Source organism: Paenibacillus liaoningensis, assembly GCF_059609455.1.
In genome coordinates, this window is the sequence record NZ_JCAALU010000017.1 from 38,249 (window position 1) to 64,707 (window position 26,459).

At 50.9% G+C, this 26,459-nt stretch carries 24 protein-coding genes; all 24 read left to right on the forward strand.

Features of this window, described 5'->3' with window-relative positions; translation table 11 throughout:
* The first annotated feature begins 84 nt into the window (after positions 1 to 84).
* The 24 genes from AC6B99_RS25110 to AC6B99_RS25225 all read left to right on the forward strand — a co-directional run bounded on the left by AC6B99_RS25110 (position 85) and on the right by AC6B99_RS25225 (position 26,452).
* A complete protein-coding gene (locus tag AC6B99_RS25110) occupies positions 85 to 1,143 on the forward strand; it encodes a DUF4349 domain-containing protein (protein ID WP_496664489.1) in 1,059 nt (352 codons plus the stop codon).
* Positions 1,144 to 1,332: 189 nt separating this feature from the next.
* On the forward strand, positions 1,333 to 1,770 hold the full coding sequence (gene mraZ / locus AC6B99_RS25115; RefSeq protein ID WP_046230405.1) for a division/cell wall cluster transcriptional repressor MraZ: 438 nt from the start codon (positions 1,333 to 1,335) through the stop codon (positions 1,768 to 1,770).
* 76 nt (positions 1,771 to 1,846) lie between these two features.
* Positions 1,847 to 2,797: a 16S rRNA (cytosine(1402)-N(4))-methyltransferase RsmH gene (gene rsmH / locus AC6B99_RS25120; protein ID WP_056041648.1), complete on the forward strand. Its 951-nt coding sequence runs from the start codon at positions 1,847 to 1,849 to the stop codon at positions 2,795 to 2,797.
* 19 nt (positions 2,798 to 2,816) lie between these two features.
* Positions 2,817 to 3,218, forward strand: a complete 402-nt coding sequence (gene ftsL2, locus AC6B99_RS25125) for a cell division protein FtsL (protein WP_056041647.1) — start codon at positions 2,817 to 2,819, stop codon at positions 3,216 to 3,218.
* A 129-nt stretch (positions 3,219 to 3,347) separates the two neighbouring features.
* Positions 3,348 to 5,519, forward strand: coding sequence for a penicillin-binding transpeptidase domain-containing protein (locus tag AC6B99_RS25130; RefSeq protein WP_496664490.1), 2,172 nt, complete (start codon positions 3,348 to 3,350; stop codon positions 5,517 to 5,519).
* Between the two features lie 158 nt (positions 5,520 to 5,677).
* A complete protein-coding gene (locus AC6B99_RS25135) occupies positions 5,678 to 7,621 on the forward strand; it encodes a stage V sporulation protein D (RefSeq protein WP_056041642.1) in 1,944 nt (647 codons plus the stop codon).
* Between the two features lie 99 nt (positions 7,622 to 7,720).
* Positions 7,721 to 9,211, forward strand: a complete 1,491-nt coding sequence (locus AC6B99_RS25140) for a UDP-N-acetylmuramoyl-L-alanyl-D-glutamate--2,6-diaminopimelate ligase (protein ID WP_496664491.1) — start codon at positions 7,721 to 7,723, stop codon at positions 9,209 to 9,211.
* Positions 9,208 to 10,647 (forward strand): UDP-N-acetylmuramoyl-tripeptide--D-alanyl-D-alanine ligase, encoded by a 1,440-nt coding sequence (locus AC6B99_RS25145; protein ID WP_056041638.1) that lies wholly within the window; start codon positions 9,208 to 9,210, stop codon positions 10,645 to 10,647. Before AC6B99_RS25140 ends, AC6B99_RS25145 begins: the two co-directional genes overlap by 4 nt.
* A 4-nt stretch (positions 10,648 to 10,651) precedes the next feature.
* Positions 10,652 to 11,614 (forward strand): phospho-N-acetylmuramoyl-pentapeptide-transferase, encoded by a 963-nt coding sequence (gene mraY, locus AC6B99_RS25150; protein WP_056041635.1) that lies wholly within the window; start codon positions 10,652 to 10,654, stop codon positions 11,612 to 11,614.
* Positions 11,615 to 11,931: 317 nt separating this feature from the next.
* Entirely contained in the window at positions 11,932 to 13,377 is a 1,446-nt protein-coding gene (gene murD, locus AC6B99_RS25155; RefSeq protein WP_496664492.1) for a UDP-N-acetylmuramoyl-L-alanine--D-glutamate ligase, read from the forward strand.
* A 44-nt stretch (positions 13,378 to 13,421) separates the two neighbouring features.
* Entirely contained in the window at positions 13,422 to 14,519 is a 1,098-nt protein-coding gene (spoVE, locus tag AC6B99_RS25160) for a stage V sporulation protein E (RefSeq protein ID WP_496664493.1), read from the forward strand.
* A 170-nt stretch (positions 14,520 to 14,689) separates the two neighbouring features.
* A complete protein-coding gene (gene murB, locus AC6B99_RS25165) occupies positions 14,690 to 15,595 on the forward strand; it encodes a UDP-N-acetylmuramate dehydrogenase (protein ID WP_056041630.1) in 906 nt (301 codons plus the stop codon).
* A 15-nt stretch (positions 15,596 to 15,610) separates the two neighbouring features.
* Positions 15,611 to 16,888 carry a UDP-N-acetylglucosamine 1-carboxyvinyltransferase gene (gene murA, locus AC6B99_RS25170; RefSeq protein WP_056041628.1) on the forward strand — a complete coding sequence of 426 codons (1,278 nt, stop codon included), beginning with the start codon at positions 15,611 to 15,613 and terminating at the stop codon, positions 16,886 to 16,888.
* Between the two features lie 84 nt (positions 16,889 to 16,972).
* Positions 16,973 to 17,722: a cell division protein FtsQ/DivIB gene (locus AC6B99_RS25175; RefSeq protein WP_056041626.1), complete on the forward strand. Its 750-nt coding sequence runs from the start codon at positions 16,973 to 16,975 to the stop codon at positions 17,720 to 17,722.
* Positions 17,723 to 18,176: 454 nt separating this feature from the next.
* Entirely contained in the window at positions 18,177 to 19,424 is a 1,248-nt protein-coding gene (gene ftsA / locus AC6B99_RS25180) for a cell division protein FtsA (protein WP_056041624.1), read from the forward strand.
* Positions 19,425 to 19,440: 16 nt separating this feature from the next.
* Complete coding sequence (ftsZ, locus tag AC6B99_RS25185; RefSeq protein ID WP_056041621.1) at positions 19,441 to 20,574, forward strand: cell division protein FtsZ; 1,134 nt, start codon at positions 19,441 to 19,443, stop codon at positions 20,572 to 20,574.
* Positions 20,575 to 20,930: 356 nt separating this feature from the next.
* Positions 20,931 to 21,935 carry a sigma-E processing peptidase SpoIIGA gene (gene spoIIGA / locus AC6B99_RS25190; RefSeq protein ID WP_235533304.1) on the forward strand — a complete coding sequence of 335 codons (1,005 nt, stop codon included), beginning with the start codon at positions 20,931 to 20,933 and terminating at the stop codon, positions 21,933 to 21,935.
* Positions 21,936 to 21,940: 5 nt separating this feature from the next.
* Positions 21,941 to 22,663 carry an RNA polymerase sporulation sigma factor SigE gene (gene sigE / locus AC6B99_RS25195; protein WP_046230421.1) on the forward strand — a complete coding sequence of 241 codons (723 nt, stop codon included), beginning with the start codon at positions 21,941 to 21,943 and terminating at the stop codon, positions 22,661 to 22,663.
* 102 nt (positions 22,664 to 22,765) lie between these two features.
* Positions 22,766 to 23,548, forward strand: coding sequence for an RNA polymerase sporulation sigma factor SigG (gene sigG / locus AC6B99_RS25200; RefSeq protein WP_056041617.1), 783 nt, complete (start codon positions 22,766 to 22,768; stop codon positions 23,546 to 23,548).
* Between the two features lie 273 nt (positions 23,549 to 23,821).
* On the forward strand, positions 23,822 to 24,100 hold the full coding sequence (locus AC6B99_RS25205; protein WP_046230423.1) for a YlmC/YmxH family sporulation protein: 279 nt from the start codon (positions 23,822 to 23,824) through the stop codon (positions 24,098 to 24,100).
* A 33-nt stretch (positions 24,101 to 24,133) separates the two neighbouring features.
* Positions 24,134 to 24,988: a peptidoglycan editing factor PgeF gene (gene pgeF, locus AC6B99_RS25210; RefSeq protein ID WP_056041615.1), complete on the forward strand. Its 855-nt coding sequence runs from the start codon at positions 24,134 to 24,136 to the stop codon at positions 24,986 to 24,988.
* Positions 24,989 to 24,993: 5 nt separating this feature from the next.
* Positions 24,994 to 25,710, forward strand: coding sequence for a YggS family pyridoxal phosphate-dependent enzyme (locus tag AC6B99_RS25215; RefSeq protein ID WP_056041613.1), 717 nt, complete (start codon positions 24,994 to 24,996; stop codon positions 25,708 to 25,710).
* Positions 25,711 to 25,713: 3 nt separating this feature from the next.
* Positions 25,714 to 26,169 (forward strand): cell division protein SepF, encoded by a 456-nt coding sequence (locus tag AC6B99_RS25220; RefSeq protein WP_046230426.1) that lies wholly within the window; start codon positions 25,714 to 25,716, stop codon positions 26,167 to 26,169.
* 7 nt (positions 26,170 to 26,176) lie between these two features.
* Positions 26,177 to 26,452: a YggT family protein gene (locus AC6B99_RS25225; protein WP_494861762.1), complete on the forward strand. Its 276-nt coding sequence runs from the start codon at positions 26,177 to 26,179 to the stop codon at positions 26,450 to 26,452.
* Positions 26,453 to 26,459 lie beyond the last annotated feature (7 nt).

Below are 26,459 nucleotides of genomic sequence, written 5' to 3' on the forward strand. Positions count from 1 at the left end.
GCGGCTGTTTTTGTTTCCAAAAAGAGCAACCTTTTGTCAAAATTTACGTCTAGGACGGTAACTAAGGCAAAGGGGGCCATTTTTATGACAAAAATAGAGAAAACAAAAATGAAAGTGAAAGAAACAGCCAAAGAAACAGCCAAAGAAAGAAGCTTAAATAAAAAGCTCATTTTGCTGCCGACATCGTTCTTGTTGGCTTTTATGCTGCTGCTTTCGGCCTGCTCGTCTGCAAACAGCGATCATGCAACTGAGGGGGAAACGAGTGCAGCACAGACTTCTTTCGATAAGCTTGAACAATATAGTACCAGTTCAGACAAGAGTGAAGGTGCAGCTGCTTCTACAGAAGCGAGCGTTGCTTTAGACAATAAAGCGTTGACGACCGCACCCTCAGACAGCCCCATCGACAGCATGACGATAGGAGGAGAAGCGTTTAACCAAAAGCTGATCTATACGGCGACAATGACGATGGAGGTTGCCGACTATGAGGCGGCGGCCCAGCAGCTGCGTAATGCCATCCATCAGGCTGGCGGGTACATCCTTGCTTTTCAGGATGGGCAGTATGGCAATGAGAAGGGTGCGAACTATACGATCAAGGTGCCGGCTCAAGGATTTATGCCATTTGTGGAGCGGCTGGAGGGAATCGAGAACAAGCATCTGGAGCGCGAGCTGAAAGGAACCGATGTGACGGAGGAATACGTCGATCTGGAAGCGAGGCTTAAGGCGAAGCAGGTGGTGGAGCAAAGGCTGCTTGCTTTCATGGATAAGGCGGAAAAAGCGGATGATTTGGTCAAATTTTCGCAGCAGCTTGCAAAGGTTCAGGAGGAAATTGAACAGATCAAAGGACGCACGCGCTATTTGGACAAAAATGTAGCTTTCTCAACGATTGAGCTGAGGCTGTATCAGCCGATTGATGTGTCAGTGAAGACGGACAAGGAAGAGAAATCGCTAGGCGGCAAAATGCTGTCGTCCTTCAAAGCAAGCTACGAAGGAACATGGAACGTTCTTCAAGGGCTGCTCGTCTTCCTCGCAGGAGCGCTTCCCGCACTCGTTATTCCTGTAATCATCGGGCTTGTCATATGGTGGTTTGTACGTCGCTCCCGCGCCAAAACACCGCCTGCAAAGCCAGAGCCTGAGCAGCAATAGCGCACATTAAGCTCGCTTTCCGTGCTGGAAACGAAAGGTAAGATGAAAATTTATTCATAAGGCCAAACATTTTAACAAAATCCTGCTCCTATGAGCAGGATTTTATTGTTGTATGGCGAATTACACTATGTTATGTGGGGGAAAGTGGAGCAAAGTGGGGAATAAGGGAGAGAGGGTGGAGGCGATCTTATGTTCATGGGCGAATATCAACACAGCGTTGATGACAAAGGTCGGCTTATCGTACCAGCCAAATTCCGTGATTCACTAGGCGCTTCCTTTATTGCCACCCGCGGTCTCGACAACTGCTTGTTTGTTTATCCCATGAGCGAATGGACAGTGCTTGAGCAGAAGCTCAAATCGCTTCCGCTCATGAAGGCAGATGCAAGGGCGTTCACCCGGTTCTTTTTTTCCGGGGCAACCGAATGCGAGCTGGATAAACAGGGAAGGGTAAACTTGCCGGGACATCTTAGAGAATATGCGAAAATTGACAAGGATTGTATGGTTCTGGGGGTTTCAAGCAGGGTAGAAATATGGAGCAAGGCAGTTTGGGACGGCTATTATGCAGAGTCCGAGCAAACCTTCAATGAAATTGCCGAGAAGCTGGTCGACTTTGACTTCAACTTTTAAACGGGCGATTTCGAAAACTTGCTAATGATGGAACAATACGACCAAGACTAGACAACAAGAACGGGAGGGCAATTGCGTGTTTCAGCATGTAACAGTACTTATGGAGGAAGCGGTTGACGGCCTGGCCATTAAGCCGGACGGCATTTACGTCGATTGCACGCTCGGCGGGGCGGGACACAGTGAACGCATTGCGTCGAGTTTGGGCGAGGGAGGACGGTTAATCGCTTTTGATCAGGATGATATTGCGCTGAACCACGCAAAGATCAGGCTTGCACCGTATTTGGATAAAGTAACACTTGTAAAAAGCAATTTCCGTTATTTGGAACAAATGCTGCTCACTTGCGATGTGCCAGTTGTGGACGGCGTACCTCAGGTAGATGGCATCCTGTTTGACCTTGGTGTATCGAGCCCTCAGCTTGATGAGGCAGAGCGTGGCTTTAGCTATAATCATGACGCGCCGCTTGATATGCGGATGGATCAAGGCGGGGCAATGACCGCTCATGAAATTGTCAACACATGGGATGAACGTGAAATTTCGCGCATTCTGTCCCATTATGGCGAGGAGAAGTTTGCCAGATCCATCGCCAGGACGATTATCAAGACAAGGGAAAGCAAGACGATTGAAACGACGGGAGAGCTTGTCGAGCTAATTAAGCTGTCCATTCCTGCAGCGGCAAGGCGCACAGGCGGACATCCTGCAAAGCGTACGTTCCAGGCGCTGCGGATTGCCGTTAATGATGAGCTGCGCGCGGAGGAAGAAGCTTTGGAGCAGGCAATTCGCTGCCTGAATCCGGGCGGCCGGGCGGCCGTCATTACGTTTCATTCCCTGGAGGATCGAATCTGCAAGCAACTATTTGCGAGCCTTTTAGAAAAGTGCACTTGTCCGCCGGATTTCCCTAAATGTGTGTGCGGCGGTACAGGAAAGCTTCGGTTAGTGAACCGCAAGCCCATTGTTCCGAGTGAGCAGGAGCTGGAGACTAATCCACGCGCTCGTTCGGCCAAGCTGCGAATCGCAGAAAAATTGTGAGACCTGAGGAGGTTCTGGAGTGGCCTATACGAATGGAAATTTGGCTCTGCAGCCTAAGAAAAAACCGGAGCAGAAGCCAGCAATTAAGCAAAACAAACGGGTGGTCGTAAAAAGAAAAACGATAACGATGCAGGAAAAGCTATTGTATTTGTTTACAGTAATCGCATGCGTGCTTGTTGCAGGCGTTATTATTTTCAGGTATGCCGAAATTTATAAAATGAGCGTAGAAATAAAACACGTCACTAGTGAATATGAAGCGGTGAACGTGGAGCTGAAAGAGCTGAAGAAGCAGGTTGAAATGCTGAGCGACCCGGAGTTTATTCGGAAAATGGCGGAAAGCCAGGGGATGGTCAACAATTATCAGCCAGGCATAACCGTAAATACAGGTAAAGAGGAATCGGCTACTGCAATGGGTGAGTAGGGAGGACATATGGTAAAACGAATCAGGATGCGCACATTGTTTTTTGGAGGGGTAATTACCCTCCTTTTTCTTATTCTAATTGGTAGAATTTTCTGGGTGCAGGTAGTTGATAGAGACACTTGGTATAACATGGCAAAACAACGTTGGGCGGATACCGAAACTTTAGTCGCGAACAGGGGGACCATTACGGATCGCAATGGCAATGTGCTGGCGATGGATGCACTTGCTTATAATGTGGCAGTCAGTCCGAAGCAGATTGATAGTTTGGGCATTGCAGATGAGGTCGTAGAAGGGCTGAATGCGATTTTGAACAAGCCGCAGGATGAGCTGCGCAAAATTGTTACCGCACAGAACGATAAAGGCGAATATTACGGGCAGCGCGAAATTCGCGACGGCGGCTGGAATATCGACAAATCGGTGGCTGATAAAATCAAGGAGCTGCGGGATGAGCTAAAGAAAGAAAACAAAGTAAATGACGTTGGCATTTATTTATATGATGATCAAAAACGCTATTATCCTCGCAATACTATGGCATCCCAACTGATAGGCTACGTGGACAAGGATGGTAAGGCGCTCGCAGGCATTGAATCCTTTTTCAATGATAAGCTCGAGGGCACGAATGGTGAAATCAAGTATGAGAAGGATGGCAAGCGTGTTCAACTCGCGGAAGGCGACGTTGTCTACGAGCCAGTCGTTGATGGGCAGGATATTACGCTGACTCTCGATAACGAGATTCAGCATTATGTAGAGGAAGCTATCAAGGAAGTGGCGAATAAATATCAGCCCAAAAGCATAACGGCTATTGCGGCTGACCCCAATACGATGGAAATTCTCGCCATGGCGAATTATCCGACCTTTAATCCGAATACGTATTGGGATACGAACTTTGAAAATGCATACAACCACGCCATCAAGTCCTTGTACGAGCCGGGCTCAACGTTCAAAATTGTAACGTTGGCGGCAGCGGTCGAAGAAGGGCTGTTCGAACCGAATGCGACCTTTCAATCCGGCAGCATTAATGTGCCAGGTAGTCCCGTGCGGGATTCCAACCGGATAGGCTGGGGGAAAATCTCTTATTTGGATGGCCTGAAGCATTCCAGTAACGTCGCATTCGTTAAATTAGGCTGGCAAATGCTCGGCGGCGAGAAGCTGGTAGATTACATTAATCGCTTCGGCTTTGGGCAGCCGACAGGCATTCAACTGGGCAATGAATCAAAGGGTGTTCTCAATATTAATTTGAGCATTCCCAGTGATATTGCGCGGGCATCGTTTGGACAAGGTCCCGTATCCGTAACGCCAATTCAACAAATCGCTGCAGTCGCTGCAGTAGCAAACGGCGGCAATTTGATGCAGCCGCAAATTATTAAGCAAATTTACAATCCGAACACGAATACGACCGAGAAGTTTGAGCCGAAGGCTGTGCGCAAGGTAATTTCCGAGGATACGTCGAAAAAGGTCGGCGAATATTTGGAGCAGGTTGTATCCGACCAAGTAAACGGAACTGGGAAAAACGCCTACATTGAGGGGTACCGTGTAGCAGGCAAGACCGGTACGGCACAAAAAATTATTAATGGGAAATATTCCAAAAATAAATATGTCGTTTCGTTTATCGGCTACGCGCCAGTTGAAAATCCGAAGGTCGTCGTCTATATTGTCGTCGATGAGCCTAATGATCCGCTCGCGGGCGGGGGCAAGGTTGCAGCACCAGCCTTCAAGGAAATCGTCTACAAAACATTGCGCCATATGGGGGTCATGCCCGATAACGCGACAGTAGAATCGACGACCGATAAAAAGACGCCAACCGTTCAACTGCCGGATGTCACCGAAATGAACTTGTCTCAAGCGCAAGAGGAGCTTAAAGCGCGCAATGTGATGTTTGAGGTCGTGGGCACCGGGACGACAGTAGTCAAGCAGGTTCCGGCAGCAGGGGAAAATATCGCTCAAACCCAGCGTGTTTATCTCGTTACCGAACAGCAGGACAAGCTGACGATTCCCGACATGACAGGGCTGTCGCTGCGTGATGCGCTGGAGGTTGCTTCACTGATGAATGTGCAGCTGCTGGCAGAAGGGGAAGGCTTTATCATTTCCCAGAAGGAAGAGAAGCAGGGGGACAAGCGGATTTTGCGCGTACAGCTTTCGCCGCCAACTGGCGCAGAGGGTGCTGTCACGGCAGAGGAAGCATTGGCAAATGCACAGAACGAGGCTGGAGCGGAAGCAGAGGCTGGCACGGAAGAAGAGGCCGCCTCAGGCAGCTCTATGCAGGATGATGTAGAGGATACAGGAGAAATTCAGGAGCAATAGCATGACTAGCAAGGTTTTGTATGGACTGGCACGGACTAGCAAGGGTAGTATAAAGGACACGCCAGAGGCTTGTTCTATCTCCTCCGCCCCATGAATAGGCTGGGAATGAGCGTCAGTGTACGCTCTGCCTTAAGCAAAGGGCGGAGGAGGAGCAAGCGATGAAAGTATCAAATGTGACGGTGCGCCGTCGATTGTTTATGGTGCTTATTTTTGGGGTAATTGCATTTGCCGCTTTAGGTGCGCGCCTAGGGTATGTTCAGCTTTGGAAGGGCAGCGAGCTGGCGGCCAAGGCGGAAAATTCATGGCGCAGGGATATTCCCTATATGGCGAAGCGGGGAGAAATTTGGGACCGCAATGGCGTCAAGCTGGCTTACAACGTAACCTCGCCTACCATTTGGGCGATTCCTGCGCAAATTAAAGACAAGCGGGCGACGGCTGATGCGCTCGCGCCGCTGCTGGATATGACGGCAGATGAGCTGTATGGCAAAATCAATACGAAAAAATCAATGCTCGTCCAGCTTCGTCCCGGCGGCCGCAAAATGACGCCGGAGAAGGCGCAGCAGGTGCGGGAGCTCTCGCTTGCTGGCATTGTAGCTGCCGAAGACAATAAACGCTTTTATCCCTTTGGCAGCTTGGCGGCGCATGTGCTAGGCTTTACAGGCATAGACAACCAAGGGCTTACGGGTGTGGAAGCGAGGTATAATGACGAGCTTAGCGGCATTCAAGGGAATGTCTCTTTTCTGTCGGATGCGCGCGGCAGGCAGATGCCGAATTCCTCGGATACGTATGTGGAGCCGAAGGAAGGGCTGACGATGCAGCTGACGATCGACAAGCAGATTCAAGCCATCATGGAGCGAGAGCTGGACCAAGCGATGGCGCAGCACCAGCCCGACCAGATTATGGCGATTGCGATGAATCCAAAAAATGGTGAAATATTAGGGATGGCGAGCCGCCCGACCTATGAGCCGGATAAGTACAAGGAAGTCGCGTCCGAGGTGTATAATCGGAATTTGCCGATTTGGATGACCTATGAGCCGGGTTCGACGTTTAAAATTATTACGCTCGCCGCAGCTATTGAAGAAAAGAAGGTCAACCTGAACAATGAGCGTTTCTATGATCCGGGTGCAATTGAAGTTGGAGGCGCAAGGCTTCGCTGCTGGAAGAAGGGCGGCCATGGCAGCCAAACTTTTCTGGAAGTTGTTGAGAACTCCTGCAACCCGGGTTTTGTGACGCTTGGGCAGCGGCTGGGCAAAGATAAGCTCTTCGAATATATTAAAAATTTTGGCTTTGGCACAAAAACAGGCATTGATATCGGCGGCGAGGAAAACGGCATTATGTTTAAGCTGAGCCGTGTCGGGCCGGTGGAGCTGGCGACGACCGCTTTCGGCCAGGGGGTTTCGGTTACGCCCATTCAGCAAATTACCGCTGTCTCAGCTGCTATTAATGGCGGTACGCTGTACAAGCCGCATGTGGTGAAGGGCTGGATAAATCCGGACACCGGGGAGACGGTGGAAACCGTAGAGCCGGAGGCGGTGCGAACGGTTATTTCTGAGGAGACGTCGAAGGCGGTCCGGGAGGCGCTGGAAAGTGTCGTAGCGAAAGGAACCGGGCGAAATGCGTTTATTGATGGCTACCGCGTAGGCGGCAAGACCGGTACGGCGCAAAAGGTTGTGGGTGGCAAATATTCGCCAAACGAGCATATCGTTTCCTTTATCGGCTTTGCCCCAGCGGATGATCCGGAAATCGTCATTTACGTAGCGGTCGACAACCCGCAAGGGATACAGTTCGGGGGCCTCGTTGCGGCGCCGATCGTGCGCAATATGATGGAGGACGCCTTGACGGTGCTGCAGGTGCCGCAAAGGGAGAAGCAGATTGGCAAAGTGTATAAATACGGCGAGACGCCAATTGTTGCTGTCCCTAATCTGATCGGCAAGTCGGTGTCCGATATTTATGAGGATTTGAACATGAACTTCAACCTCAGCTCGGCAGGGACGGGGCAGACGGTTATTCGCCAGGCGCCTGCTGCCGGTACGCGGGTGGATCGCGGTTCTACGATACGTATCTATTTAGGCGACGAGGATGATATATCTCATACGCATTGACTATACTGGTAGACATAATAAATAATAATGAAGGACATCATGCTCGGTTTGGCAGCAAGGCTTTATGTTTGCCGAGTAATGGAAGGAGAAGATAAGCATATGAAATTAAGCGAATTGGCAAGCCGATTAATCACTTCCAAGCTAATTGGCAGCGGTGATATAGAGATTACAGCTATTGAGACGGATTCCCGCGCAGCACAGGCGGGCAGCTTGTTTATTTGTTTGCCTGGCCATACGGTGGATGGGCATGATTTTGCTCCGCAAGCGGCGGAGCGCGGGGCGTCTGCCTTTGTAGTCGAGCGCGAGCTGCCGCATATTGCGGCGCCGCAGCTCGTAGTAGGCAGCAGCCGCCATGCGATGGCGGTGCTTGCGGACTATTTTTACAAGCAGCCGAGCAGCTCCTTGCATTTGATTGGGGTTACCGGCACGAATGGAAAGACGACGACGACATATTTAATTGAGCAAATTTTGAATGATCAGCATAAGCCGGCAGGCGTTATCGGTACAGTGGAGCGGCGTTATGCGGGAATAACCGAGCCGATGTCGGGCACGACGCCAGAAGCGCTGCAGCTTCAGCGTTATTTGGCGGAAATGCGTGATGCTGGCACGCAATATTGCGCGCTGGAAGTTTCCTCCCATGCGCTGGAGCAGGGCCGGGTGAAGGGCTGCCGCTTCCGCACGGCGATTTTCACGAACCTGACGCAGGATCATCTGGATTATCATGGCACGATGGAGCGTTATGCTGAAGCGAAGGGGCTGTTCTTCTCTCGGCTTGGCAATGTATATGCAAGTGATGAGGCGGAGCGCTCCTATGCGGTGCTCAATGCGGATGATCCAGCTTCGGAGAGGTTTGCAAAAATGACAGCTGCGGATACGATTTTGTATGGAATTGATCATGCCGCGGATGTCCGCGCCTCTAATATTCAAATTACGGCGCAAGGCACGTCTTTCCATGTCGACACCTTCGCGGGCAGCGCAAATATTACGCTCAAGATGGTCGGCAAGTTTAATGTGTATAATGCGCTTGCAGCTATGAGTGCGGCATTAATTGAAGGAATAGCGCTTGAACAAATCAAGGCAAGCCTGGAAAAAATGGCCGGTGTGCCTGGTCGCGTGGAATCGGTAAGCGTTGGGCAAAACTTTGCTGTTATCGTTGACTATGCCCATACGCCGGATGGGCTTGACAACGTGCTGAGCGCGGTTAAGGAGCTTGCGCCGCCTCGCATCATTTGCGTATTTGGCTGCGGCGGCGACCGCGACCGGACGAAGCGTCCGATTATGGGAGCCATTGCTGCCAAATACAGCGATTATACAATTATTACCTCGGATAATCCTCGTACGGAGGACCCTGAGCTCATTTTGCGGGATGTAGAGGCGGGGCTTTTGAAGGATGGTGTGGACAAGAGCCGCTATGAGCTGCTCGTTGATCGTCATGCCGCTATTGAAAAAGCGGTTGAAATGGCAAGCCCTGGCGATGTAGTATTGATTGCGGGGAAAGGTCATGAAACCTATCAAATTATCGGAGGCGTTACGCATCCGTTTGATGACCGACTAGTTGCGAAAGAAGCGATAAGGGGATTATTACATTGATTAGACGTACGCTGGAACAAATAGGCGGCATGTGCAAGGCGGAGTGGAATCCGGCTGCATCCGCTGTTGCCATCACTGGTGCAGGAACCGATTCTCGTAAAATTACAGCGGGGCAGCTGTTCGTGCCGCTGGTGGGAGATAAATTCGACGGGCATGACTACGTGGCCCAAGCGCTTAAGGATGGAGCTGCGGCTGCATTGTGGCAGCGCGGCCATGCTGTTCCGCCGGAGCTTGCAGACGCTCCTCTGCTTCAGGTCGATGATACGCTTGCAGCGCTTCAAGCGCTTGCGAGTGCTTATCGCACCGAGCTTTCAGGGCTGCGCGTTGTGGGCATTACGGGCAGCAACGGTAAAACGACAACGAAGGATATGGTTGCCTCAGTACTCGGCACCTCGCTTCGCGTGCACAAAACGGCAGGCAACCTGAACAATCATATCGGGCTGCCGCTGATGGTGCTGGAGCTGGATGAGCAGACGGAGGTAGCGGTACTGGAGATGGGTATGAGCGGCTTTGGCGAAATTGAGCTGCTGACGCAAATTGCTAAGCCGGATGTTGCCATCATTACGAATATTGGCGATGCGCATATGCTGCAATTAGGCTCGCGCGAAGGCATCGCGAAAGCAAAGCTGGAAATCGTGTCCGGCTTGCAGCCCGGCGGGCTGCTGCTGTATAACGGAGATGAGCCGCTGCTCGCCTCCGGTCTTGGCCATACGGCTCTTCCTGCTGGTGCTAGATTGGAAGCTTTTGGCCTGATGGACGGAAATCGGTGGACGGCTGCGAATATGGATATAGACGCGGTATCAGCAGCCTTCGAACTGAAAGACGGAAGCGCTGGCGCACAAGCTAATGCAGCAGTGCCCGAAGCGGAAATCTATTCCATTCCCGTGCCGGGCAAGCATAATGTCAGCAATTCGCTGGCAGCTATTGCAATTGGCTATCATTTTGGCATCACTGGGGAGCGGATTCGCCAGGGATTGTCCAGCCTGCAGCTGACAGGCATGCGGATTCAGCCGGTAAAAGCTTTTAATGGCGCCATGATTTTGAATGATGCGTACAACGCGAATCCGACTGCGGTAAGGGCGGCCATCGATTTGCTGGAGAGCGTAAGCGGCTTCCGCAAAAAATGGATCGTGCTTGGCGACATGCTTGAGCTAGGACCCGATGAGGAGCAGCTTCACTATGATACAGGCGCTTTCATTACGCCGGCGAAAGCGGGTGCCGTGCTAACTTGCGGACAGCTGTCGCGTCACACGTCGCTTGGCGTGAAGAGCAGCTTCGGCGCTGCGGCTGATGCTGCGGACATTATTCATTTTGAAGAGAAGGAAAAGCTGGCGGAGTGGCTCAAACAGCAGCTGCAGCCTGCGGATATTGTGCTGGTCAAAGGCTCGCGCGGTATGCGTATGGAACAGATTGTCCAAGCTTTAGAGGTGGGGTGAGAGCATGGACATGATGATTATTTTATTCACACTAGGCGTTTCTTTTTTGCTCGCGGCTCTGCTTGGGCCGATTTGTATTCCCTTGCTGAAACGGATGAAGTTTGGCCAGCAAATACGGACGGACGGACCGCAAAGCCATTTGAAAAAAAGCGGCACGCCAACGATGGGCGGCATCATTATTATGCTGGCTCTGCTCATAGCCTTTTTGAATTTTGCCGATAAGACGGCGGATTTCTGGGTGCTGCTTACCGCCTCGCTAGGCTTCGGCCTCGTAGGGTTTCTCGACGATTACATCAAAATCGTCTTCAAGCGCTCGCTCGGACTGACCGCGCGCCAGAAGCTGTTCGGACAGCTGCTGTTCTCGGTTATCGTCTGCGCTTTGCTGTACCAGATGCACCATAGCACAGAAATCATCGTTCCCGGCACGTCCTGGAGCTTCGATATGGGATGGTTTTATTACCCGTTTGTCGTCATTATTTTGTTCGCTGCCAGCAATTCGGTTAATTTCACCGATGGGCTGGACGGACTGCTCGCTGGTACAAGCGCGATTGCCTTTGGCGCCTTTACCATTGTAGCGCTGCAAGTATCGGCTTATGGCTCTGCTATTTTCTCGGCCGCGATGATTGGAGCCGTACTCGGCTTCCTGATCTACAACGCCTATCCAGCCAAAGTATTTATGGGGGATACCGGCTCGCTTGGCATCGGCGGGGGTATTGCGGCCGTAGCGATTTTGACGAAAATGGAGCTGCTGCTCATTTTGATTGGCGGTATTTTCGTACTCGAAATGCTGTCGGTCATTTTGCAGGTCGGTTCCTTCAAGCTGCGCGGCAAGCGGATTTTCAAAATGAGTCCGATTCATCATCATTTTGAATTGTCCGGCTGGTCCGAGTGGCGCGTCGTATCCACGTTTTGGGCGGTTGGCCTCGTGTTTGCGCTGCTGTCGCTGCTGCTGATACGCGTATTTTAAAATTGCTGCAAACAAGCAAAAACGACTTCGTCGTCCTTCTAGGACGAGCGAAGAGCTTTGCCTTAGAATTCTAAGCGGATATAAGGATGAAACTTATAAATTCTTAGAATTCAAGGTGAAACGGCTTTCGCCGTCCTCTGGCGGCAAAGCAACCGTTTCGCGTAGAAATATAGAGAAAGGATGGAAAAATCATATCCTTTCCTATATTTTTCAAAATTATCAGGATAGCAGCTGGCGCTTCAAGCAACGCCCCGATCCAATGCGGATCGTGGCATTGCGAGGCTCATGCTGCTGGCCTTTACAAGGAGCTGTCATTTATGGATCATCCGGCATCATACCGGGGCCGCCGCGTTGTGGTGCTTGGCCTGGCAAGAAGCGGGGTTAGCGTCGCAAAGGTGTTTCATTCCTATGGGGCGGAGGTAATAGTAAACGATAAAAAAGAGCAGGACCAATGTCCCGAAGCGGATGAGCTAATCGCTTTGGGCATTTCTGTGCTTTGCGGTTCACATCCAGACGACCTCATTTCGGCTGATACAGCGCTGCTCGTGAAAAATCCGGGCATCCCTTATTCTACTCCGCCCATTGTGCAAGCCGAAGCAGCAGGCGTTGAAATTGTGACCGAGGTGGAAGTGGCCTATTGGCTTTCGCCGGCACCGATTATCGGCATTACAGGCTCGAATGGCAAAACGACAACGACAACCTGGATCGGCGAGCTGCTGGAGGCGGCAGGTAAAAATCCCATCGTGGCTGGCAATATTGGCCGCCCGTTATGCGAAGCAGCGGTAGAAGCGACAGAAGACAACTGGCTTGTTGCCGAGCTGAGCAGCTTTCAGCTTAAAGGGACAAACGGTTTCCGTCCCCGCGTCGCCCTGCTGCTCAATCTAGTAGAGACGCATCTGGATTATCATGGCGGCATGGAAGATTACATACTTTCGAAGGCAAAGCTGTTTGCCAATCAGACGGCGGACGATACGGCTGTGCTGAATTGGGATGATCCGGTTTGCCGGCAGCTCGCTGATCAGGTGAATGCGACCATCTTGCCCTTCTCGCTTTATGAGAAGCTAAGCTATGGGATAGCGATTGAGCCTCCATATGTTAAGAGCGCTGCAAACGCTTCTCCCGCTGAAAATGAAGCTGCTGACGTACGCCATATCGTATGGCGCACGCAGGATGGGACGGAAACGAAGCTGCTTGAAGTGGGCGAGCTGGGCCTCCCAGGGCGCCACAATGCGGCAAACGCGCTTGCGGCCATTGCAGCATGCCTAGCGGCGGGAGCATTGCCGGAGCAGCTTACCGAGACGCTGCGGAGCTTTAAAGGTGTAGAGCACAGGCTGGAGTATGCAGGCGAAGTGAAAGGGGTCAAATACTACAACGATTCCAAGGCAACAAATCCGACGGCGACTACGATGTCCGTGGGATCGTTGACTGCGCCAATCGTACTTATTGCAGGGGGCCTTGATCGCGGCTCGGATTACATGGAGCTGCTGCCGCTGTTCCGCGATCGGCTCAAAGGGCTTGTGGCGCTAGGCGAGACGCGCGGCAAGCTTGGGCATGTTGCGGAGCTGGCAGGTTTAGCAGGCGTTCGTTTGGTCGAACCTGAAGACAGCGCCGAAGCGACTTTGCGCGAAGCCGTGCGGCAGGCAGCCGCGCTGGCAGCGCCGGGCGACATCGTATTGCTGTCGCCTGCCTGCGCCAGCTGGGATATGTTTACATCCTATGAGCAGCGCGGGCGCATTTTTAAAGATTCGGCGCATACCTTGTAAGTAGGGGGCTTGTCCCTACTTTTACATGCAAAGAGGTGTACGCTATGGCCAAAGCCAGGTCTGCCCCGGACGTATGGATGATCGTCTCTATTGCGCTCATTCTGGCTATCGGAATCATTATGGTATACAGCGCGAGCGCAGTGCTCGCTTTTCATGAATTCGGAGACCGCTATTATTACGTCAAGCGCCAGCTGCTGTTTGCCGGTCTCGGCGTCTGTGCGCTCATCTTCACGATGAATATGAATTATCTCGTATGGCGCAAATGGGCAAAAATCGCCTTGATCATCTGCTTTGTTCTGCTTATCATCGTACTGATCCCAGGCGTGGGCGTCGTGCGCGGCGGTGCGCGAAGCTGGCTCGGCATTAGCTCGTTCGGCATTCAGCCTTCCGAATTCATGAAGCTGGCCATGATTTTATTTTTGGCAAAATGGCTTTCCGAGAAGCAGCAGACGATTACTCTGTTCGTCAAGGGGCTGCTGCCTCCGCTCGGGATGGCGCTGCTCGCCTTCGGCCTTATTATGCTGCAGCCTGATCTGGGCTCCGGTGCGGTCATGGTCGCGGCATCGCTGCTGTTGATCTTTACCGCGGGCGCCCAGCTCAAGCATTTGAGCTTGCTCGCGCTAGCAGGCATGGCAGGGCTTGTCGGCCTTATACTGGCCGCTCCCTACCGGCTGCAGCGCATCTCGGGCTTCCTTGATCCGTGGGCTGATCCGCTTGGCTCAGGCTATCAAATTATTCAATCGCTATATGCGATTGGACCAGGAGGGCTAGTCGGGCTTGGTCTAGGCATGAGCAGGCAGAAGTTCAGCTATTTGCCGGAGCCGCAAACGGACTTTATTTTCTCCATCGTTGCAGAGGAGCTTGGCTTCATCGGAGGGTCGGCACTTATTGTGCTGTTTATGATTGTGGTTTGGCGCGGCATTCGAACGGCGATTTACGCGCCTGATACGTTCGGCAGCTTGCTCGCAGTTGGCATCACGAGCATTATCGGCGTTCAGGTGCTTATCAACATCGGTGTCGTTATCGGCATGATGCCTGTAACGGGCATTACGCTGCCGCTTGTCAGCTATGGCGGTTCATCGCTTACGCTTCTGCTCACATCGCTGGGCATTTTACTTAATATTTCACGTTATTCAAGGTGAAGGAACAACTAGGCTAGCGAAGCTTGCTTCGCACAATAAGTGGGCTTTGCAGTTGGCGCTATAGGCATTTGTAACACTACCCGGGCATGAGGCATAGGATACTCTTATAAATCGTGACCATCGCCGAGTGAGCCTGTTCTTCACCTTGAAGCAGAAGGAGGTTAGACAGCATGGAACATGTAGCTGAGCTGTTGGAGAATGCAAAAATTGGTAAAGTATTCATTAATGAACGGCTGGAAAATCATACTACTTGGAAAATAGGCGGTCCTGCCGATATTCTTATTATACCGGATGGACAGGAGCAAATAATGTCAGCTGTCCGGCTGCTTCATGAAAACGGCATACCTTGGACCCATTTGGGACGCGGCTCCAATATGCTGGTGAGTGACAAAGGCATTCGCGGCGTTGTCATTAAGCCTCGAGGTGGACTGGATTATGTGCGCTTCGACGGGAACACCGTTCATGCCGGAGCGGCTTATTCCTTCATTAAACTGTCTGTGATGTCCAGCAAGGAAGGACTGACGGGCTTGGAATTTGCCGGGGGCATTCCGGGAACGGTAGGCGGGGCCGTCTATATGAATGCCGGTGCGCATGGATCGGATGTGTCGCGTATTTTCAAATCAGCTGAAATTGTGCTGGAAAATGGTGAATTGGTAACCTATGGACCCGAGGATATGCAATTTTCTTACCGACACTCCGTGCTCCATGAGCGCAAAGGGCTCGTGCTTTCAGCGACCTTCGAGCTTACGCCTGGAGATCGTCAGGAAATTGCTGCAACGCTGGCCTCTTACAAGGAAAGGCGGCTGCGCACGCAACCGCTGCAGCTGGCATGTGCGGGCAGCGTCTTCCGCAATCCGCCAGGCGATTATGCTGCCAGATTGATCGAGGAGGCGGGGCTTAAAGGCTTCCGTGTAGGTGCGGCTGAAGTATCCGTGCTGCATGCCAATTTTATCGTCAACACCGGGCAAGCGACAGCTGAAGATGTGCTTACCCTCATGGCTCATATTCAAGGCGTCATTGTAGATCGATTTGGGATCAGCTTGGTGCCGGAAGTGCTGGTGGTGGGTGAGCGGTAATTCGGAGGTGAGACATTGGACAAATTGGTGATTGAAGGCGGGAAACCACTCTCAGGAACCATTGTTATCCAAGGAGCGAAAAATGCCGCTTTGCCAATATTGGCAGCCAGCTTGTTGACCGAAGGCGAAACGACGCTGGAACATGTGCCGAAGCTGCTGGATATCGACGTCATGCTCAGCATACTGCGGGAACTCGGATGCCATGCGGAGCATGAGGGCGATACGGTACAGCTGAATACGGAAAGCATGCACCTAGCCCATGTGCCGGAAAAGTTAATGGGGCAGATGCGCTCGTCCATCTTTCTAATGGGGCCGCTTCTTGCGAGATTTGGTGAAGTGCAGGTGTATCAGCCTGGCGGCTGCGCTATTGGGCAGCGCAAAATTGATTTGCATCTGGAGGGACTTCGGGTGCTCGGGGCCGAAATTGAAGAAGTGGGCAATCGCATTATTTGCCGGGCAGATCGTCTCAAAGGAGCAGATATCCATCTAAGCTTCCCTAGTGTCGGAGCGACGGAAAATATTATGATGGCTGCTGTGCTTGCTGAAGGGCGAACGATGATTACGAATGCTGCTCGCGAGCCGGAAATTCAAGATTTGCAGCGGTTTCTCAATGCGATGGGCGCCGAGATGATCGGGGCGGGTACGGATACGATTACGATCAATGGCGTGAAGTCGCTTTCTCCTTGTACGTACAAGGTCATTCCTGATCGAATTGTAACCGGCACCTTAATGGTTGCCGCGGCTGCGACGCGCGGTCAAATTACTCTTCTGAATACATGCCCCTCCCACTTGTCTTCCTTAATACACGTGCTTCGCAGGTCAGGTATTCAAATCACTATCCACGATGATATAATAAAAGTCAGCTGTGCATCCCGCCCCAAAGCCATTGAACGAATTGTTACTTCTCCATACCCTGCTTTTCCAACCGACCTGCAATCTCAAGTGATGGTGCTGCTGGCGCTTGCAGACGGAACGAGCATTATGAAGGAGACGATTTTCGAAGGCAGGCTGAGGCATGTTGACGAACTATCGCGAATGGGTGCGGATATACGGGTTGATATGAATGCGGCTTTTATCCGGGGCGTTCCGCGTCTTTATGGAGCGACGGTGGAAGCAACGGATTTGCGGGCAGGAGCAGCGCTTGTAATCGCTGGCCTCGCTGCGCAAGGAAAGACGGTAGTGGAGCAAATTCATCATATTGATCGGGGCTATGATCGCATTGAAACGATGTTAAGCAAACTGGGAGCAAGGATTTCTCGCAATTCTCCTGTTCCTCATGTTCCTAATAACTAGTGTATGCGAACAAGCGCCTGAATAGAAACTCCCGGCTCCTGCTATTTGGGAACCGGATGTTTTTGGGGAAAGAAGGGACAAGTTATGAGCGCGCCGATGCCAGTGCTAAAAAAACCGGTTGGCAAACGAAAAGGCAATCGCAAGCTGCTTAGCGTGCTTGTGCTGCTGTTTGTCATTGTGCTGTCCGTGCTATTTTTTAATTCTTCTATTAGCAAAATTTCGGAGATTCGTATTGAGGGCACAGCCTATACGACGACTGCAGAAATTGGACAGGCTGCTGCCATATCGGTGGGTGACGCTTTTTTCGGCACAACGTCAGCAACGATTGAGCAAGCGGTTAAAGCGATTCCGACTATTAACAACGTTACCGTGGACAAAGCTTTCCCTGGGAAGGTAACGATTACGGTAGAGGAATATCCGGTAGTCGCCTTTGAGCTGTTAAGCGATGGCAATTTGACAGCATTGCTTGCGAACGGATCAGAGCTTCCAGCTGCTAATGAGGAGCTATTGGTCAATAAGCCTGTATTGTCTGGCTGGAAGCAGGGGGATGATTATCGCGTAGAGCTAGCGGAGCAGCTTGGCAAAATTCCGGCGAAGCAGCTGTCTGATTTATCCGAAATTATGCCATATCCATCGAAGGCGTATCCTGACCGCATCAAAATTTACACGCGCACGAAATTCGAGGTAGTAACGGCTATTTCATTGCTGAGCGAGAAAATCGAAACGATGAATGCGGTCATTGAAACGCAGGAGCCTGGAAAAATAACCCTGCTGCTTGCCGATACGTATGATTCCTTTATTAAGACAGATCCAGAAAATGAAGAGGGCAGTTGAAAAACAGACTACTCAATTTAAGAAAACAGTGATAAAATTTTATAGGTGGACTTTTAAAAAAGAAAGCAAAACGACGTGCATGGCGCTTAAACACCATATGAGTATTTTTTAAAATATAGGAAAGGATATGATCTTCCCATCCTTTCTCTATATTTCCCGGAATGAAACGCGCCGCGCCGCCAAAGGATGGCGACAGCCGTTTCACCTTGAAATATAGGAAAGTATGTGATTTCGTCATCCTTTCTCTATATTTCTCGGAATGAAAACGCGCCGCGCCGCCAAAGGATGGCGACAGCCGTTTCACCTTGATGAAATTAAAATTCATATAGAGTTAGAAAAATAGTGCCCTTAAAAAGAGGGATACTATTAACTGCGTTGAATATGTAAAAAGGCGTTTTGTGATTAAACTGATACAAGCTGTATAATTTATAAGTTGAAACGGAGGTGCCGCGGGTTGAGCAGCAACGACATCATCGTCAGTTTAGACATCGGTACATCCAAAGTTCGTGCTATTATTGGCGAAGTGAATAACGGAGCCATTAATATTATTGGAGTTGGATCTGCCGACTCAGAGGGTATTCGCAAAGGAGCTATTGTAGATATCGACCAGACCGTTCAGTCGATTCGTAATGCAATTGAGCATGCGGAACGAATGGTAGGTATTCAAATATCAGACGTCTATGTAGGGATTCAAGGCAACCATATTGCTTTGCAAACCAATCATGGCGTCGTTGCCGTATCCAATGAGGACCGTGAAATTGGCGAGGAAGATATTGAAAGAGTTGTGCAAGCTGCGAAAGTAGTAGCTTTGCCGCCTGAACGCGAGATTATTAATTTAGTGCCGAAGCAATATTTGGTAGACGGACTGGAAGGCATATCCGATCCTCGGGGGATGATCGGCGTGCGTCTGGAAGTGGAAGCCACCATTGTAACAGGTGCTAAGACAGCGATACATAATTTGATGCGCTGTGTGGAGAAAGCAGGACTCCGCATTTCCGGCGTCATCTTGATGTCATTGGCATCCGGCGTCATATCGCTGACGAAAGACGAGAAAACGATGGGTACTGTACTAGCGGATATCGGAGCAGGCTCCTGCACGATTACGATTTTCGAGCAGGGCGGACTTGCGGCGACTTCTACGCTTCCTATCGGCGGAGAGTACGTAACGAACGATATCGCTTACGGCTTGCGTACCCAAAGTGATCAAGCGGAGAAAATCAAGCTGAAATACGGCTGTTCCTACATTGGCGATGCTGCGGAAGATGTGAAGTTCAAAGTTCTCCGTATGGGAAGCAATGTTGAGAAGGAATTTTCTCAAGTCGATTTGGCGAGCATTATCGAGCCTCGGATGCAGGAGATTTTCAGCCTGATCAAGCAAGAGGTTCGTCGTCTTGGTTATCATGACAAGGTCAGCAGCTATGTGCTGACTGGAGGAGCAGTGACAATGCCGGGCACATTGGCGCTTGCTCAAGCAGAGCTTGAATCCACCGTGCGCGTGGCACTTCCGGATTATATCGGCGTGCGCGACCCCGCTTACAGCAGCGGTGTGGGAATGATTCAATACGTATCGAAATATATGGGAGTGCGCGGAACAACCAGCACAGTGAAAAAAGCCGCAAGCAGCCGCAAAACGGGTTCCACCGCTTCATCCAAACCCGGTATGTTCGAACGGATAAAAAATATGTTTAACGAATTTATTTGATCGGGGGAAATTGATGATGTTGGAATTCGACATGGAATTGGAGCAGCTCGCTCAAATAAAAGTAATCGGCGTCGGCGGCGGCGGCAGCAATGCGGTTAACCGAATGATTGAAAATGGGGTAAAAGGTGTTGACTTTATTACAGTCAATACGGATGCTCAGGCGCTGCATTTGGCGAAATCCGAGCACAAGCTGCAAATCGGCGATAAGCTGACACGCGGACTTGGCGCGGGCGCTAACCCGGAAGTGGGGAAGAAAGCGGCTGAGGAATCCCGTGATCTCGCACTCAACCAGTTGAAAGGCTCGGACATGGTATTCGTTACCGCTGGTATGGGCGGCGGCACAGGAACAGGCGCTGCGCCTGTTATTGCCGAAATTGCAAGAGAATGCGGAGCGCTGACAGTAGGCGTTGTAACCCGTCCATTCACCTTCGAAGGCCGCAAGCGTGCCGCACAAGCGGAAATGGGCATAGAAGCGCTTAAAGAGAAAGTAGATACGCTGATCGTTATCCCAAATGACCGTCTACTCGAGATTGTCGACAAGAAGACGCCTATGCTGGAAGCGTTCCGTGAAGCGGATAACGTGCTTCGTCAAGCGGTGCAAGGTATTTCCGATTTGATCCAAGTACCTGGTCTTATCAACCTTGACTTCGCAGACGTTAAGACGATTATGACAGAGCGCGGCTCTGCACTGATGGGAATCGGCGAAGCCAGCGGTGAGAACCGTGCAGCAGAAGCAGCGAAAAAAGCGATTATGAGCCCGCTGCTGGAAACGTCCATTGATGGCGCGCGCGGCGTTATTATGAACATTACAGGCGGCAGCAACTTGAGCTTGTATGAAGTTAATGAAGCAGCTGAAATTGTTATTTCCGCCTCCGATCCGGAAGTGAATATGATATTTGGTGCCATCATTGACGATAATTTGAAGGATGAAATCAAAGTTACCGTCATTGCGACTGGATTTGAGCACAAGGGTGCTCCGGCTGCTAGACGCTCGCCGCAGCAGCAAGGAGAATCAGAGACTCGCCAGCCGGCAAGTCCGACCTCCACGCCTGCTTCGACATCGTCTGTCAAGCCTTTTGGCGCAAGCACCTCGAGCGATCAGCTTGAGATTCCAGCCTTTTTGCGCAACCGTCCACGCAGCGATCGCTAGCAGGCGGTTTATCGCCTACAAGAAAGTCCGCTTTTCCCCATATTTTTTTGGGGGAGAGCGGGCTTTTTTTGCGTTTCCTAAAATATAGGAAAGGATATGATTTTCCAGCCTTTCCTATATTTCTCGGACTGAAACGCGCCGTGCCGCCAGAGGACGGCGACAGCCGTTTCACCTTATGCCCTAGCAGGAGCTAGGCAAAAACACTTTTGCCGCTGTCAAACGACCGCTTGTCCTGCCGTTTTTTATTTGCTCGCTCGACAAAAAAAGATGGCTCACCCCGTCATGATTAGACAGACTTTGAAATAGGATTTTAATATACTAGTCTCAATCGTTCTCACCGGCGCTATGAAGCAAGCTTGGCGGACGGAATTCGCGGGAAGGTGACGATTGTGGCTGTATATGTCGATGTCATGTTTGTGCGGGAGCTGCTGGTCGACGGTGGGCTGCTGCTGACGACAGCATGGGCGAGGAACATTCGTGCCAAGCCATGGCGGGTGCTCGCCGCTGCAAGTGTAGGAGCCAGCTACGTCGTGCTTATGCTGTTTCCGATGCTATCCGTCCTGTTTACCTTAGTAGTCAAGCTGGGCATCTCGATGCTGATGCTGTGGATTGCTTTTGGTTATGGGTCGATTCAGCATTTTCTTCGCACGACGGCAGCCTTTTATGCCGTTAATTTTGTGGCGGCAGGAGCGATCATCGGCATTTATTATTTGCTGATGCAGGGCTCGGGAGAAGTATGGAGAACGATTGCCTTTGTCGATGGAAGCATGCATGTTGAACTGAAAATGAGCCTTATTTATTTATTTGCAGCGTTTTGTATCGGGCTGTATATATACCGCACCGTGTTGACGCAGCGTCGTGAAAGGGAGTTGGTGCAAACTCATCTTGCCGATGTAATTATTCATATTGAAAATCAGGAATTTCGCTGCATCGGATTGATTGATACGGGCAATCAGCTCTATGATCCGCTGTCACGAACTCCGGTAATGGTCGTTGAAGCCGCTCTTTGGCAAAATGAATTGCCACCTTCATGGCTGCAAAGCATTCGCGAGGCCGAGGTGGATCGTCTGGTAGCAGGCATGGGCGAAGAAGTGTTTATTTGGCAGCATCGATTGCGCCTCATTCCTTACCGCGGCGTCAACCGCGGCTCGCAATTTATGCTGGCGCTAAAGCCGGATTTTGTCCGAATTGAGCGGGATGGCTGCAGCTATGTAGCGAAAAAAGTGTTGATTGGGCTCGATGGCGGCAAGCTGACAGCAGACAGCTCGTATCAGGCGATCATTCATCCGGCACTTGTGCAGACCCCGCAAGCGGATGTGAAACAGGAGACTGAAAAAACTACGATTATCGGGGAGGGATAGGCCGGATGCTCGTCAAGTGGAAATTGGTTCTGCAGTTATATTATTATCGGACTTTATTTTTATTCGGACTAAAAAGCGAAGAGATTTATTATATTGGTGGAAGCGAGGCGCTGCCGCCTCCCTTGACTCGGGAAGAAGAAGAATATTTGCTGGGCAAGCTGCCTTCTGGCGATACGGCTATCCGGGCGATGCTCATTGAGCGCAACCTGCGGCTTGTCGTATACATTGCCCGCAAATTCGAAAATACAGGCATTCACATTGAGGATTTGGTGTCGATTGGCGCCATTGGCTTAATTAAAGCGGTCAACACCTTTGATCCTGAGAAAAAAATCAAGCTGGCCACCTATGCATCGCGCTGTATCGAAAATGAAATTCTCATGTATTTGCGCCGCAACAATAAAACGCGCACCGAGGTCTCTTTTGACGAGCCGCTGAATATTGATTGGGATGGCAATGAGCTGCTGCTGTCGGATGTGCTCGGAACGGAAAACGATACGATTTACCGCAACATTGAGGAGCAGGTCGATCGCAAGCTGCTGCATAAGGCGCTCGACAAGCTGACGGAGCGTGAACGCATCATTATGGAGCTGCGATTCGGGCTGGCGGACGGGGAAGAGAAAACACAGAAGGACGTTGCCGATCTGCTCGGTATCTCTCAATCTTATATTTCGCGTTTGGAAAAACGCATAATTAAGCGGCTGCGCAAGGAGTTCAACAAAATGGTATAAAAGGGCAATCCATAGACTTGCAAAGCGGAGGGTGAAGCAGGAATATTTCGGGCGTCCGAGGAGATAATGAACATTAATGTTTCTCCTTGGGAGGTAATCACGTTGGCACGAAATAAAGTCGAGATCTGTGGAGTGGATACCGCAAAACTGCCTGTCCTGACAAATGTTGAAATGCGGGAGCTGTTCACCGCTTTGCAAACCCGCAATGAGTGGGCAGCCAGAGAGAAATTGGTTAATGGCAACTTGAGGCTTGTGCTCAGTGTCATTCAACGGTTTAACAATAGGGGAGAGTTTGTAGACGACTTATTCCAGGTCGGCTGCATTGGACTTATGAAGGCGATAGATAATTTTGATCTTGGCCAGAACGTCAAATTTTCCACCTATGCTGTCCCGATGATTATCGGGGAAATCCGCCGTTATTTGCGCGACAATAACCCGATTAGAGTATCTCGTAGCTTGCGCGATATCGCTTATAAAGCGCTGCAAGCCAGAGACAGCTTAACGAATCAAAATTCGCGCGAGCCGACGATTTTTGAAATTTCCGAAATGCTGAATGTTCCAAAGGAAGATGTTGTGTTCGCGCTTGATGCGATTCAGGACCCGGTATCGTTGTTTGAGCCGATTTACCATGATGGCGGCGATCCGATTTATGTCATGGATCAAATTAGCGATGACAAAAACAAAGATGTGTCGTGGATCGAGGAAATCGCGCTCCGCGAAGCGATGCATAAACTGAATAATCGGGAAAAAATGATTTTGTCGATGCGGTTTTTCGAAGGCAAGACGCAAATGGAGGTCGCCGATGAAATCGGCATCTCGCAGGCTCAAGTATCACGCCTAGAAAAGTCGGCGATCCAGCAAATGCAGAAGTATGTCAAGACGTAGACGCTCGAGACAAAGATGACGAGCTGCGTGGAAGGTTTGGCTTTCACGCAGCTCGCCTTATGGGAAGCAGGCCGGACATTGATGTCCGGTCTTTTTAATGTCTTTATGCCCGCCGGATGCTGCTAAAAGTAGTTATTTTGCGAAAGAGGACATTTTGGGCGCGTCTTACATATACTGATATAAAAGAGTGCACAGCTAGGCGGAGCAGGGCAGTACAGCATGCCCGGTCATAAAAATGGTTATTCATCCCGCTGGAAAAGTGGTGAGCAAACGATGAAGATATCTGATTTTCAGACGAAGGATGTCATTAATATTGTGGATGGCAAGAAGCTTGGGCATATTACCGATTTGGAGCTGGATTTGAGGCAGGGACGCATCGATTCCATCGTGATTCCGCAGTATAGCCGCTTTATGGGGCTGTTTGGCGGGCCAGGCGGCGAGGTCGTCATTCCTTGGCGCAACATTGTGAAAATTGGGGCGGATGTAGTGCTCGTACGCATGGATGAAACGAAGCAGCGCCTGGAGGAAGAGGATTTGCACGCAAGAGGATAACAGGGTAAACTGCATAAAGAGGTGATGACCCGAATGGAAGCTTTTAAGTGGAATCATTCAGCGAAGAATCCTTCGCTTTTTTTGTTGTCTAATTGGATGGATGAAAATAATCAGCTGACAGCCGGGTTTACCGGCCGCGATGGCGGTGTAAGCGCCGCGCCTTGGGCGACGCTGAATATGGGGCTCCATGTCGGCGATGCAGATCGCGACGTTATTCACAACCGCCAGCAGGTTGCTGATGCGGTCGGCTTTCCCTTCGAGGCGTGGACCTGCGCGGAGCAGGTGCATGGCGCTGATGTATATAAAGTAACCGAGCAGGACGCTGGGCGGGGCAGGGAGTCCCGCAGCGATGCGATTGCGGATACCGATGCCCTGATGACGGATGTGCCGGGCATTTTGCTCGCTTCCTTTTATGCCGATTGCGTGCCGCTTTATTTTTATGATCCGGAGCATCAGGCGGTAGCGCTTGCCCATGCGGGCTGGAAAGGGACCGTTGCGCATATTGCCAAAGTGACGCTTGAGGCGATGGCCGCGCAATATGGCACTAGAGCGGACAATGTGCGTGCCGCTATCGGCCCGTCGATTGGCGGCTGCTGTTATGAGGTCGACCAAACGGTCATTAGCAAGGTGCTTCCTTTGCTCGAATCCTTCGAGCTGAGCGGCGAAGAAGCGCGTAATTCGCTGATAAAGCTGCTGCCAAATGGCAAGGCGATGGTCGACTTGAAAGAAATTAACCGTCAGATTATGATAAAAGCAGGAATTATGCCGATCCATATCGAATTAACACAGTGGTGTACTGGCTGTCGTCAGGATCTGTTTTTCTCCCACCGGATGGAGGGCGGCAAAACAGGACGAATGGCCAGCTGGATTGGGATTGCAAAGAGGTGACGAAATTGGAGAGCTCATTAACAGAGCGGATAGCAAATGTACAGCGCCGGATCGATGCAGCATGCGAGAGAAGCGGTCGTAAGCCGGAGGATGTGAACGTTATTGCGGTGACTAAATATGTATCGCTCGCTACAGCTGTTCAGGCGTTTGACGAGGGACTTCGCCATTTAGGCGAAAACCGCTTTCAGGACGCGCTGCCCAAGTGGGAAGCGATTAGCGGCGAAACAGCCGAAGGAGGCGATGGACAAGCCATCTGGCATTTCATCGGTTCGCTGCAGACGAATAAGGTTAAAGATGTCATAGGGAAGTTTACATACATTCACTCGCTGGACCGCTTGTCGCTTGCACAGGCAATCGAGAAGCGAGCAGCGCAGCTTGGCGTGCAGGTGCCCTGTATGATTCAGGTTAATGTATCGGGCGAAGACTCCAAGCATGGCCTTGAACCGGAGCAGCTCCCGGAGCTTCTGGAAGCGATTAAAGGCTTTCAGTATGTACAGCCGGTAGGCTTAATGACGATGGCGCCTTATGAGGCTGAAGCTGAGCAGACCCGGCCTGTGTTCCGCGCTTTGCGGGAGCTGAGGGATAAGATGAATAGGGCAGTGGCTTTGAACGCTCCGCTGACGGAACTTTCCATGGGCATGTCGAATGACTTTGAGGTCGCGATTGAAGAAGGCGCAACGTGGATTAGATTAGGAACGATACTAGTTGGAAAAGAGGGATGACGAATGGGCGTTATGAATAAGTTTATGAATTTTCTTGGTTTGCAGGAGGAAGAAGAGATCATTGAACGGGAAAGAAGCGCGCAGCCGGAGGAGCCAGACCATGAAATTGAAACCTCTCCGTTCGAAGCACGTAAAAATACAAAGGGCAACAACATCGTAAGCATACATTCGCAGAAAAATGTACGAGTTATCTTAAGCGAGCCGCGCTCCTATGATGAGGCGCAGGATATTGCCGATCATCTGCGTTCGCGCCGTGCCGTCATTGTGAACCTGCAGCGTGTGCGTACCGATTTGGCGCTTCGCATTGTTGATTTCCTCAGCGGTACAGTGTACGCTTTGGGTGGCAATATTTCGAAGCTCGGCCCGAACATTTTCCTATGTACGCCGGATTCGGTTGAAATTCAAGGGTCGATTACGGAAATGATGGCAGAGGACAATGAATACTCCAAAATGAGGTGACCACCGATTGTTTAGTAGTGTATCAGGGCTCATTATGAACCTTCAAAGTATTTACAGCTTTATGATTATTGGTTATGTGTTAATGTCGTGGTTGCCCAATGCGCGCGAAAGCTTTATTGGCGTATTTTTAGGCAAGCTGGTTGAGCCGTACTTAGGCATTTTCCGCCGTTTCATTCCACCGATTGGCGGCATGATTGATATTTCCCCAATCGTAGCGATTTTTGCGCTTCGTTTTGTGGCAATGGGGCTCATTGCGGTAGTAGGCTTTATACTGCCGGGCTAGATTTCAA

Excerpts from the sequence above, each read along its gene's own strand:
- AC6B99_RS25110 (WP_496664489.1), top strand. The coding sequence starts at position 85 with ATGACAAAAATAGAGAAAACAAAAATGAAAGTGAAAGAAACAGCCAAA.
- mraZ (WP_046230405.1), top strand. The coding sequence starts at position 1,333 with ATGTTCATGGGCGAATATCAACACAGCGTTGATGACAAAGGTCGGCTT.
- AC6B99_RS25130 (WP_496664490.1), top strand. The coding sequence starts at position 3,348 with ATGGCAAAACAACGTTGGGCGGATACCGAAACTTTAGTCGCGAACAGG.
- AC6B99_RS25135 (WP_056041642.1), top strand. The coding sequence starts at position 5,678 with ATGAAAGTATCAAATGTGACGGTGCGCCGTCGATTGTTTATGGTGCTT.
- AC6B99_RS25140 (WP_496664491.1), top strand. The coding sequence starts at position 7,721 with ATGAAATTAAGCGAATTGGCAAGCCGATTAATCACTTCCAAGCTAATT.
- mraY (WP_056041635.1), top strand. The coding sequence starts at position 10,652 with ATGGACATGATGATTATTTTATTCACACTAGGCGTTTCTTTTTTGCTC.
- murD (WP_496664492.1), top strand. The coding sequence starts at position 11,932 with ATGGATCATCCGGCATCATACCGGGGCCGCCGCGTTGTGGTGCTTGGC.
- spoVE (WP_496664493.1), top strand. The coding sequence starts at position 13,422 with ATGGCCAAAGCCAGGTCTGCCCCGGACGTATGGATGATCGTCTCTATT.
- murB (WP_056041630.1), top strand. The coding sequence starts at position 14,690 with ATGGAACATGTAGCTGAGCTGTTGGAGAATGCAAAAATTGGTAAAGTA.
- AC6B99_RS25175 (WP_056041626.1), top strand. The coding sequence starts at position 16,973 with ATGAGCGCGCCGATGCCAGTGCTAAAAAAACCGGTTGGCAAACGAAAA.
- ftsZ (WP_056041621.1), top strand. The coding sequence starts at position 19,441 with ATGTTGGAATTCGACATGGAATTGGAGCAGCTCGCTCAAATAAAAGTA.
- sigE (WP_046230421.1), top strand. The coding sequence starts at position 21,941 with ATGCTCGTCAAGTGGAAATTGGTTCTGCAGTTATATTATTATCGGACT.
- AC6B99_RS25205 (WP_046230423.1), top strand. The coding sequence starts at position 23,822 with ATGAAGATATCTGATTTTCAGACGAAGGATGTCATTAATATTGTGGAT.
- pgeF (WP_056041615.1), top strand. The coding sequence starts at position 24,134 with ATGGAAGCTTTTAAGTGGAATCATTCAGCGAAGAATCCTTCGCTTTTT.
- AC6B99_RS25220 (WP_046230426.1), top strand. The coding sequence starts at position 25,714 with ATGGGCGTTATGAATAAGTTTATGAATTTTCTTGGTTTGCAGGAGGAA.